Below are 864 nucleotides of genomic sequence, written 5' to 3' on the forward strand. Positions count from 1 at the left end.
TTACATCAATGACGCCGAGCTCTCCGGTCAGGTGAACATCAGTGTGACCCTGGGCGCGGACACCGCGCTGGGTGATACCCTCACCGTCACCGACCAGGCCGGCAACGTACTATTCAGTGGCCCGGTGACCCAGGCGATGCTGGACAACGGTCTCACTCTGGCCATCAACCCACCGGCGAGCGGCACCAATCTGGTGATTACCGCCACCGTCTCTGATGCAGCGGGCAACAGCGCGTCGGGCAGCGACAGCGCGGTGCTGGATTATGGCGTCGGCACCGGCGCCCCGGCCGCACCGACTGTGGTCATCACCGAAGATGCCAACAATGATGGTTACATCAATACCGCCGAGCTCAACGGTCAGATAGACATCACCGTCACCCTGGGTGCCGGCACCGTGGTGGGCGATACCCTCACCGTGACCGACCAGGATGGCACCGTGCTGTTTACCGGCAGTGTCACTCAGGACATGCTGGATAACGGCCTGAGTCTGGCCATCGATGCCCCGGCGAGTGGCACCGATATCGTCATCACGGCCACTGTCACCGACGTGGCCGGCAACAGCGCCACTGGCAGTGATGCCGCCACGCTCGATTACGGCGTCGGCAGCGGCGCCCCGGCCGCACCGACCGTGGTGATTACCGAGGATGCCAATAACGATGGCATCATCAATGACGCCGAGCTGAACGGCCAAATCAATATCAGCGTCACCCTGGGCGCCGGTACTGTGGTGGGCGATACCGTTGAAGTGACAGATCAGGCTGGCAATGTACTGTACAGCGGCCCTGTGACTCAGGACATGCTGGATAACGGCCTGAGTCTGGCCATCGATGCCCCGGCGTCCGGCACCACGCTGACCGTCAGCGC

At 62.8% G+C, this 864-nt stretch carries 1 protein-coding gene; it reads left to right on the forward strand.

Annotation, left to right across the window (positions count from 1 at the left end):
• Nucleotides 1-864 (forward strand): hypothetical protein (locus ACRRUX_RS20560; RefSeq protein ID WP_432534104.1); only part of this gene is annotated, 864 nt, incomplete at both ends.

Source organism: Shewanella sp. GXUN23E, assembly GCF_050865035.1.
Lineage (GTDB): Bacteria > Pseudomonadota > Gammaproteobacteria > Enterobacterales > Shewanellaceae > Shewanella.